Source organism: Halopseudomonas oceani (genome assembly GCF_002903165.1).
In the GTDB taxonomy this organism is placed as follows: Bacteria; Pseudomonadota; Gammaproteobacteria; order Pseudomonadales; family Pseudomonadaceae; genus Halopseudomonas; species Halopseudomonas oceani.
The window spans coordinates 1-8,455 of the sequence record NZ_PPSK01000040.1; the positions used below are offsets into that span (position 1 = coordinate 1).

At 57.4% G+C, this 8,455-nt stretch carries 9 protein-coding genes, 3 tRNA genes and 1 rRNA gene; 12 read left to right on the forward strand and 1 reads right to left on the reverse strand.

Going from position 1 to position 8,455, the window contains the following annotated elements; genetic code table 11:
- Positions 1-65 precede the first annotated feature (65 nt).
- The 5 genes from rrf to C1949_RS18870 all read left to right on the forward strand — a co-directional run bounded on the left by rrf (position 66) and on the right by C1949_RS18870 (position 4,282).
- Positions 66-181 (forward strand): 5S ribosomal RNA (gene rrf / locus C1949_RS18850).
- Positions 182-422: 241 nt separating this feature from the next.
- Positions 423-1,445 carry a thiosulfate ABC transporter substrate-binding protein CysP gene (gene cysP / locus C1949_RS18855; protein ID WP_170063121.1) on the forward strand — a complete coding sequence of 341 codons (1,023 nt, stop codon included), beginning with the start codon at positions 423-425 and terminating at the stop codon, positions 1,443-1,445.
- Between the two features lie 9 nt (positions 1,446-1,454).
- Positions 1,455-2,318 carry a sulfate/thiosulfate ABC transporter permease CysT gene (cysT, locus tag C1949_RS18860; RefSeq protein WP_104739925.1) on the forward strand — a complete coding sequence of 288 codons (864 nt, stop codon included), beginning with the start codon at positions 1,455-1,457 and terminating at the stop codon, positions 2,316-2,318.
- A gap of 9 nt (positions 2,319-2,327) precedes the next feature.
- Complete coding sequence (gene cysW / locus C1949_RS18865) at positions 2,328-3,191, forward strand: sulfate ABC transporter permease subunit CysW (RefSeq protein WP_104739917.1); 864 nt, start codon at positions 2,328-2,330, stop codon at positions 3,189-3,191.
- Complete coding sequence (locus C1949_RS18870) at positions 3,191-4,282, forward strand: sulfate/molybdate ABC transporter ATP-binding protein (RefSeq protein WP_104739918.1); 1,092 nt, start codon at positions 3,191-3,193, stop codon at positions 4,280-4,282. The genes cysW and C1949_RS18870 overlap by 1 nt, the downstream gene beginning before the upstream one ends.
- Here the strand turns inward: C1949_RS18870 and C1949_RS18875 are convergent.
- Positions 4,279-5,136, reverse strand: a complete 858-nt coding sequence (locus C1949_RS18875; RefSeq protein ID WP_104739919.1) for a LysR substrate-binding domain-containing protein — start codon at positions 5,134-5,136, stop codon at positions 4,279-4,281. The two genes, C1949_RS18870 and C1949_RS18875, sit on opposite strands and share 4 nt — an antisense overlap.
- Positions 5,137-5,232: 96 nt before the next feature.
- Between C1949_RS18875 and C1949_RS18880 the strand changes: the two genes are divergently transcribed.
- The 7 genes from C1949_RS18880 (at position 5,233) to C1949_RS18910 (ending at position 8,332) form a co-directional block, all read left to right on the forward strand.
- Positions 5,233-5,433 carry a DUF1127 domain-containing protein gene (locus C1949_RS18880; protein WP_104739920.1) on the forward strand — a complete coding sequence of 67 codons (201 nt, stop codon included), beginning with the start codon at positions 5,233-5,235 and terminating at the stop codon, positions 5,431-5,433.
- A 63-nt stretch (positions 5,434-5,496) separates the two neighbouring features.
- Complete coding sequence (locus tag C1949_RS18885) at positions 5,497-6,468, forward strand: biotin--[acetyl-CoA-carboxylase] ligase (protein WP_170063123.1); 972 nt, start codon at positions 5,497-5,499, stop codon at positions 6,466-6,468.
- Entirely contained in the window at positions 6,458-7,207 is a 750-nt protein-coding gene (locus tag C1949_RS18890) for a type III pantothenate kinase (RefSeq protein WP_104739922.1), read from the forward strand. The genes C1949_RS18885 and C1949_RS18890 overlap by 11 nt, the downstream gene beginning before the upstream one ends.
- A complete protein-coding gene (locus C1949_RS18895) occupies positions 7,207-7,914 on the forward strand; it encodes an SPOR domain-containing protein (protein WP_104739923.1) in 708 nt (235 codons plus the stop codon). The genes C1949_RS18890 and C1949_RS18895 overlap by 1 nt, the downstream gene beginning before the upstream one ends.
- 135 nt (positions 7,915-8,049) lie before the next feature.
- Positions 8,050-8,134 (forward strand) — tRNA-Tyr (locus tag C1949_RS18900).
- A 24-nt stretch (positions 8,135-8,158) separates the two neighbouring features.
- Positions 8,159-8,232 (forward strand) — tRNA-Gly (locus C1949_RS18905).
- Between the two features lie 24 nt (positions 8,233-8,256).
- Positions 8,257-8,332 (forward strand) — tRNA-Thr (locus tag C1949_RS18910).
- The last annotated feature ends 123 nt before the right edge of the window (positions 8,333-8,455 follow it).

An 8,455-nucleotide genomic window follows, 5' to 3' on the forward strand; every position in this document is an offset into this window, starting at 1 on the left:
TACCTTAGCTTCTGTCACAGATCCAAGCTTTTTAAGCTGCACGCCCAGCGGGCAGCAACAAATTGCTTGACGACTATAGAGCATTGGAACCACCTGATCCCATCCCGAACTCAGAAGTGAAACGATGCATCGCCGATGGTAGTGTGGGGCTTCCCCATGTGAGAGTAGGTCATCGTCAAGCGCCTATACCGAACACCCCGATCAGATATGGTCGGGGTGTTCTTCTTTGTGCGCGCGGAAAATGGCCCGCCTTGGCCGGTCGTGCGGTGCGTCGGATAGCGTACTTGGGTTGCGGTAAGGCTTATGTCTTAGCGTTAGAAGGAATAAGCAAATCCGTCTAAACCGCTTGTTGTTCTAAGTTTTCCTGCCCTGTAATCTGGTCGCCCTATTCAGTCAGGCGCTTGGCGCGTTCGGAGGATTCGATGTTCCAGTCTCCCAGCAAGTTGATCAGACGGTTGGCCGTTGCCTTCGCTATTTCCGGCAGTCTCGGAATGGGGAATGCACAGGCTGCGGATCAGGAAATTCTCAACTCTTCGTACGATATCGCCCGTGAGCTGTTTGCATCGTATAACGAGCTTTTTGCCAAACACTGGCAGGAAGAGAGTGGCAAGACTGTCGAGATCAAGCAGTCTCACGGTGGCTCGTCGAAACAGGCACAGGCTATTATTCAGGGCTTGCGTGCCGACGTCGTGACTTACAATCAGGTTACTGATGTAGATATTCTCCATCAGCGCGGCAACCTTATTCCTGCTGACTGGCGTGATCGCCTGCCGAACGCCTCTTCGCCGTATTACTCCACGATGGCATTCCTAGTCCGAAAGGGGAATCCCAAGAACATTCAGAACTGGGATGATCTGGTACGCGATGACGTGAGTTCTGTCCTGCCTAACCCTAAGACGTCGGGCAATGGTCGCTACACTTATCTCGCTGCGTTGGGATACGCGCAGAAGGCCTACGGTGAAGACCAGACCGCTATTGATGACTTTCTCCGTCATTTCCTCGGCAACGTCGCGGTATTTGATACTGGCGGACGCGGAGCGACCACTACCTTTATAGAGCGCGGAATCGGTGATGTGCTGCTCACATTCGAGTCTGAGGTCAACAACATTGCTGCCCAGTATCCGCCGGGCGAATATCAGGTTGTGGTGCCGAAAGTCAGCTTCCTTGCCGAGTTTCCGGTTACCTGGATTGATCGCAATGTCGAGCGCAACGGCACTGCTGATGTCGCTAGGGCGTATCTGCAATACCTCTACAGCGAAGACGCTCAACGCCTGATCGCCGGCTTCAATTACCGTGTCCACGATGACGCAGTAAAGGCAGAGTTTGCTGATCGTTTCCCTGAGTTGGAACTGCTGCCGATTGAGCAGATCACAGGCGACTGGGAAACCGCCATGACTGTTCACTTTGCCAGTGGCGGGAAGCTGGATCAGTTGCAGCGCCGCTAAATGAGCAATATGAGTCCACGTTCTGGTGGTTGGTCGCTGTTCAATGCAAGCCCTGGTAAGCGCGTGCTGCCTGGGTTTGCGCTCAGTATGGGTATCTCTCTGCTGTTCGTCAGTCTGGTGTTGTTGTTGCCGGTGACGGGGCTGATTGTACAAACAGCGGATATGTCCTGGTCACAGTACTGGGCTGTCATCACAGATGAGCGTGTGGTGGCTTCCTACAAAGTAACGCTTTGGGCCGCCTTCTTTGCTTCGCTGTTCAACGGCTTTGTTGGGCTGTTGCTGGCGTGGGTGCTGGTGCGCTACGAGTTTCCGGGCAAGCGCATCATCGATGCGTTGATTGACTTGCCGTTTGCTCTCCCCACCGCTGTTGCCGGTATTACCCTCGCAGCGCTGTTTGCCGAGAATGGCTGGTACGGTCAGTTGCTGGCCGTGCTGGGCATCAAGGTCGCGTTTACGCCACTGGGGATCATTGTTGCGATGGCCTTTACCAGTTTGCCGTTTGTGGTTCGAACCGTTCAGCCGGTGCTTGAGGATTTGGCGCCGGAAGACGAAGAGGCTGCCGTGACCATGGGCGCTTCCGATCTCACCGTGTTTCGCCGTGTTGTTTTCCCTGCCCTGTGGCCGGCGCTAATGACCGGCGCTGCACTGTCATTTACCCGTAGTTTGGGTGAATTTGGTGCGGTGATTTTCATGGCAGGGAATATGCCCTACGTCAGCGAGATTACCAGTCTGATGATCTTCATCCGCTTGCAGGAATTCGATTACGCTGCGGCCAGTGCGATTGCCTCTGTTGTGTTGATTGCATCATTGGTGCTGCTGTTTTCCATCAATATCTGGCAGGCGCGCTATCTGCGTCGGCTGCACGGTCGGTGAGGCGTCGATATGCATAGGCAGGCGCGGCTGCGCATCGCAGATCAGGCGTGGGTGAAGTGGCTACTGATTAGTCTGGCGCTAGTGATCGTCAGTCTGGTGCTGGTTGTGCCGCTGGCCATTATTTTTGTGCAGGCGCTTTCCGCCGGCGTTGAAACCTACTGGGCCAATTTGGTGGATGAGTACACGCTGAGCGCGATTGGTCTGACGTTGCTTGTCGCCGCGCTGACGGTACCGATCAATCTGGGGTTCGGCATCTTCCTGGCGTGGCTGGTTACCCGTTTCGAGTTTCCCGGGCGCAAAGCCCTTATTACTCTGATTGACATTCCCTTTGCGGTGTCGCCGGTTGTCGCTGGTCTGCTCTATCTGTTGCTTTATGGCAGCAACGGCTGGCTCGGTGGCTGGCTGATGGATTACGACATCCAGTTGATGTTTGCCTGGCCGGGGATTGTCATGGTCACTGTATTCGTGACATGCCCGTTTGTCGCGCGTGAGCTGATCCCATTGATGCAGCAACAGGGGCGCGAGGAGGAAGAAGCGGGTGTTGTGTTGGGGGCTAGTGGCTGGCAACTGTTCCGGCGGGTTAGCTTGCCAAACATCCAGTGGGCGCTGATATATGGCGTTGTATTGACCAATGCCCGTGCAGTCGGTGAATTTGGCGCGGTGTCGGTCGTCTCCGGCAACATCCGCGGCGAAACCAACACGCTACCTTTGCATGTTGAGCTTCTGTATCAAGACTACAACGCAGTGGGGGCATTCACCAGCGCTTCGCTGCTGGCCGGCATAGCGCTGCTGACGCTGTTGGTCAAAAGCATGATCGAATGGCGTCAGGCTCGCCTGCAGGCGACGCCGGCGGTACAGGTGGATTCACACTGATGAGTATTACTCTAGAAAACATCGATAAATCCTTTGGCGCATTTAGTGCGCTACGCGACATCTCCCTGGATATTCCAGACGGCGAACTGGTCGGTTTGTTGGGGCCGTCCGGTTCAGGCAAGACGACGTTACTGCGGATTATCGCCGGGCTCGAAAGCGCCAACGCGGGTCGTATCCTGTTTCACGGCGATGATGTTACTGGTCTGCATGTGCGCGAGCGTAAAGTCGGGTTCGTCTTTCAGCACTATGCGCTGTTCCGCCACATGACGGTTGCTCAGAATGTTGCCTTCGGGCTGGAGGTGTTGCCGCGTCGTCAGCGTCCTTCTGCGCCGGAAATCCGCAAGCGGGTTGGTGAGCTACTGGAGATGGTGCAGCTGTCCCATCTGGCCGAGCGTTATCCTGCTCAGCTGTCGGGTGGACAAAAACAACGAATCGCCCTTGCCCGAGCCCTCGCCATGCAGCCGCAGATATTGTTGCTGGATGAACCCTTCGGTGCCTTGGATGCGAAGGTGCGCAAGGATCTGCGTCGGTGGCTGCGGAATCTGCATGATGAGCTGAATTTCACCAGCGTGTTCGTCACCCATGATCAGGAAGAGGCGCTGGAGTTGTCTGACCGGGTCGTCGTCATGAGTGCAGGGCAGATTGAGCAGGTCGATCAGCCTCAGGCGTTGTATGCCCGACCTGAAAGCCAGTTCGTGTTTGACTTTCTTGGTCACGTGAATGTCATCGCTGGTGATCTGGCCGGTCAGCGTCTCAGTCAGGGGCAGGCTTGGGTGGATCTGCCCGAGGCGGTTGTTGGTGGCGCAGCGCAGCTGTATCTACGGCCCCACGAGGTGCGTCTGCAGCTGCATCCGGTTGAGCACGCGAATTTACCGCTGCAGGTTGAATCGATCAGTCTGGTGGGCGCTGAAGTTCGCCTTGAATTGCGTCCCTGCGGCTGGGACGCCCCTCAGCTTTGGGAGGTCGGCATCACTCATGCGGAATACAATGGATGGCAGCCACAGCGAGGTGATCGTTGCTTCGCGGTACCGGACGTCGGCCACTTGTTCCGCCCGGATGTCACCAGCCCCAGTACCTTCTACTGGGGCTAGTGCTGGCGGAAGCCGTCGGCGATATGCTCAGCAAGGCACTCGGTAACGGGTGACTGGCTGCGAGGGTTGCGAAGCAGGACGATGCTTGCCATGGGCATGTCCGGAAGTCCTTCTTCCTTTCCGATGATGCGCATTTCAGTGGGGATAAGGCTACGCAACTGAGCGGTGACCGCCAAGCCTGCGCCGACCACGGCGAAAATGGCCGAGAGGCTTGGGCTGCTGTAGGCGACCCGGTAATCACGGCTCATGGTGTCGAGTGCATTGCAGGCCCAGTTGCGGCAGAAACAGTCCGCGTTGAACATTGCCAGCGGCAGCGTCGGGCGCTCGTGCAGCATGGCGTTTTCAGCTTGGGCCCACACCACTTCCTCCTGACGCAGCAGTTGGCCGATTTCCTTTCCCGGCTCCCGGGTCACAATGGTCAGGTCGAGATCCTGGCGCTGAAGTAGCTGAAATGACGGCTCGCAGTGCATCTCCACCTGTACCAGAGGGAAAGCCTGGGCAAAGCGGGCGAGTACGCCAGGCAGAAAACGGGTAACGTAATCATCGGGAGTGCCGATGCGCACAAGGCCGACCATATGGGGCGCGCGGAGGCTGTTGAGCGCCTCGCCTTGTAGTCTCAGTATGCGGCGGGCGTAGCCGAGCAGCAGCTCGCCTTCGGCGGTAAGCAGCATCTGGCGACCATTGCGCTGAAACAGGCTGCGTTGTACCACATCCTCTTCCAGCCGCTTCATCTGCATGCTCACTGCCGACTGGGTGCGATTGACCTGCTCGGCCGCTCGGGTGTAGCCGCCTTGGTCGGCGATAGCAACGAAGGTGCGAAGTAGTTCGCTATCGATGGTCGGGTAACTGGCCAACTATCAGCCTCCTGCATGTTTTGCATAAAAATCATTTGTTGGATTGATGTTATTGCGTTGATGACAATTTCTCCAGTGCGAACTGGAGGTGTGTCGATGTTTACTCATTCTGTTGCAAACAGCCGGGTTGGTCGGTTGGCTGGAAGGGCTTGGCGTCTGGTTGGTCGTTGGCGGCGCTGGCGATATGAGCGCAGCTTGCTGGCAGCCATGACGGGGGCTGAGCTTAAGGATGTCGGCATCAGTCGGGCGGATGCGCACGAGGAGTTGCGGCGTTCGTTCTGGTCGCGCAGGCCTTGAGGATAGCGGGGGTCGGCTACCGACGGTATCATGTGCCGTCCATTGCCACAGGTGCAGCCAACCATGCTCAGCGAGATACTTGCATTGCTAGCCGACGGGCGCTTCCATTCCGGGGAGGCGCTAGGTGAGGCCCTGGGCGTCAGCCGGGCGGCGGTTTGGAAGTCGCTGAAGCGGCTTGAGGACGACGGCTATCCGTTGCAGCGGGTGCGCGGCAAGGGCTACAGGTTGCCGCCCGGCGCCGGACTGCTGGATGCCGAGCTGATCCGGTCGCGGCTGCCGGCGGAGCTTGCCAGCCGCTGGCAATGGCTGGTTTATCAGCAGGTCGATTCGACTAACGCGCAGGCTCAGCGTGTGCAGGCCCCGGGTCAGGCACGCCCGTTGATTGTCTTGGCTGAGCAGCAGGTGGCCGGGCGTGGCCGCCGTGGACGGCAATGGGCCAGCCCGTTTGCGCAGAACATATACCTCTCTTTGGCGGAGCCGGTCTCGGTTGGCGGGCCGGGACTGGAGGGGCTTAGCTTGTTGGTAGGCTTGTGTCTGGTGCAGGCGCTCGAAGATGCTGGCTACCGAGGCTGCCAGCTCAAGTGGCCCAACGATGTCCTGCTGGATGGGGCAAAGCTGGCGGGCATTCTGCTCGAAATTTCCGGCGACCTGACAGGGGAGGCGGTGGTGGTGATTGGCGTTGGTGTCAATGTATTGCTTGATGCTGCCGCCACCATCGATCAGTCATGGGTCTCGCTGTATCGCTCGGGGCAGCGCGCAACGCTTGATCGGAACGAGCTGATCGCCACTTTTCTCAAGCGCCTGGCACCGTCACTGCAGTTGTTTCATGAGCAGGGGTTTGCGCCATTTCGGCAGCAGTGGATGGCTCGCAACGCCTGGGCAGGAAAGGCGGTAAAAGTTATTTCAGGTAGTAACGAGTTGCTTGGGATTGATGGCGGGGTCAATGCACGCGGCGCGCTATTGCTACGTACCGAAAGCGGTGACGTTGAAATCAGTGGTGGTGAAGTGAGTCTGAGGTTGAATCATGCTTCTTGAGTTGGACTGCGGCAATACCCTGATCAAGTGGCGCCTGCTGGATCGGCAGGGCCGGGTGCGTGATCGTGATATGGCGCCGGACCTGGTCGAGCTACAGCGATTGCTTGGTGGTCAGGAGCGAGAGATTCATGGATGCAGATTGGTCAGCGTGCGTTCCGCCGAAGAAAACCAGGTGGTTATGGATCAGCTTACCAGTTGGTTGAAGCTCCATCCGGTGCTTGCACGAAGCGCCAAGGAGCTGGCTGGAGTGCGTAATGGTTATGAAGACTTTACCCGGCTGGGCATGGATCGCTGGTTGGCACTTGTTGCCGGCTATAACCTTTGTCGTCGAGCCTGTGTCGTGATCGATCTGGGGACTGCCGTCACCGTCGACTTCATCAATGCGTCCGGTCAGCACCTGGGTGGGTATATCGCGCCGGGTAGCAAGCTACTACGCGGCAGTCTTAAGCGACACACTCGCCTGATTCGCTATGACCAGTCGTTACGCGGTGATCTGGCGCTGCCGCAGCCGGGTGCAAGTACCGCTGAGGCGGTGGAGTTCGGTTGCGATCTGATGCTCGTCGGTTTCGTCCGGGAACAGCTTCGTGTTGCGCGACAGACATTGGGCGAGGAAATGGTCGTCATCCTCACCGGCGGAGATGCTGAGCGAATGGCAGAGGCCCTGCCGCAAAGTTGCCATATCATCAATGATCTGGTGTTTGATGGTCTTGCCTTGGCGTGTCCAATGGAGATCGATTGATGCGCTCGCTATTCCTCTTCCTGCTGCTGCTTAACATTCTGTATGCGCTCTGGCAGTTGCAGTCTGGAGGGGTTGCGCCAGACCGAGAGCTGGAGGCCATGCCTGCGCAGGCGGCGCAGTTGGATCCGGTGTCACAGGCACCAGGAGGCGCCTCATCATCGCCATCAGCGGAAGGCGAGCAGGAGCCGAGTGCCAAGGCGCTTGGCGGTGCGCCAGCGGCGCTGTGTATTCGCCTTGGCGTGTTTGCCGATCGTAGCGAGGCGGAGCAGTTGCGCCAGCGGCTACTGGCCCTGGATGTCAGCGCCTCTTTAATAGAAGACGAACTGGTCAGTAGTAGTGACTATTGGTTGGTGATGCCGGTGGCGGGCGGAACGGCTGGGGCGCTGGCCAAGCTGTCGCTGCTGCAGGAGCAGGGCATAGACAGCTTCGTCATAACCAAAGGGCCACTCGCCGGTAATATCTCCCTCGGAGTGTTTAGTCGTGAAGACTACGCTGCTGCGCGTCAGGCTCAGCTGCAGGCGGATGGCCACGATGTCGAGATCAAGCCGGTTGAGAAGTTGCGCAGCCAATTTAGCGTTGAAGTCCCGCCGGAGGCACGCAGGCTGGTTGGGCAGACACTATTGCTGCGCCTGCGCGAAGACTTCCCTGATATGCAGCACCAATATCAGGCGTGCTCAGCGGTTGCCAACGCGGGCAACATCCCATAGAATTGCGCCCGCTTCACGGCCTGACAGCCTTTGGCTTTTGGTCTATCCGCAAAAAAGAATCTTCAAGTAAGTGTTTTTGCTGATAAAAAGTGTTGACAGAGGGTCGCCAAGTGATGAAAATGGCGCCTCTTTTACGGAGGGGTTCCCGAGCGGTCAAAGGGATCAGACTGTAAATCTGACGGCTTAGCCTTCGAAGGTTCGAATCCTTCCCCCTCCACCAGATTTCGCGTAGTCAGGCTACTTGGCGGGTATAGTTCAATGGTAGAACCTCAGCCTTCCAAGCTGATGGTGCGGGTTCGATTCCCGCTACCCGCTCCAGTCTGGCGATGTAATGGTTTGTAAGCTCATGTAGCTCAGTTGGTAGAGCACACCCTTGGTAAGGGTGAGGTCAGCGGTTCAAATCCGCTCATGAGCTCCAATATCAAGGCAGATATGCGAATATCTGCCTTTTATTTAATGGTCGCGTGACACGCGCATTGCTCTCACGAATAGGGGATCTCTCGATGGCTAAAGAGAAGTTCGAACGTAGCAAACCGCACCT

Coding starts and splice junctions, on each gene's coding strand:
- cysP (WP_170063121.1), top strand. CDS start 423: ATGTTCCAGTCTCCCAGCAAGTTGATCAGACGGTTGGCCGTTGCCTTC.
- cysT (WP_104739925.1), top strand. CDS start 1,455: ATGAGTCCACGTTCTGGTGGTTGGTCGCTGTTCAATGCAAGCCCTGGT.
- cysW (WP_104739917.1), top strand. CDS start 2,328: ATGCATAGGCAGGCGCGGCTGCGCATCGCAGATCAGGCGTGGGTGAAG.
- C1949_RS18870 (WP_104739918.1), top strand. CDS start 3,191: ATGAGTATTACTCTAGAAAACATCGATAAATCCTTTGGCGCATTTAGT.
- C1949_RS18880 (WP_104739920.1), top strand. CDS start 5,233: ATGTTTACTCATTCTGTTGCAAACAGCCGGGTTGGTCGGTTGGCTGGA.
- C1949_RS18885 (WP_170063123.1), top strand. CDS start 5,497: ATGCTCAGCGAGATACTTGCATTGCTAGCCGACGGGCGCTTCCATTCC.
- C1949_RS18890 (WP_104739922.1), top strand. CDS start 6,458: ATGCTTCTTGAGTTGGACTGCGGCAATACCCTGATCAAGTGGCGCCTG.
- C1949_RS18895 (WP_104739923.1), top strand. CDS start 7,207: ATGCGCTCGCTATTCCTCTTCCTGCTGCTGCTTAACATTCTGTATGCG.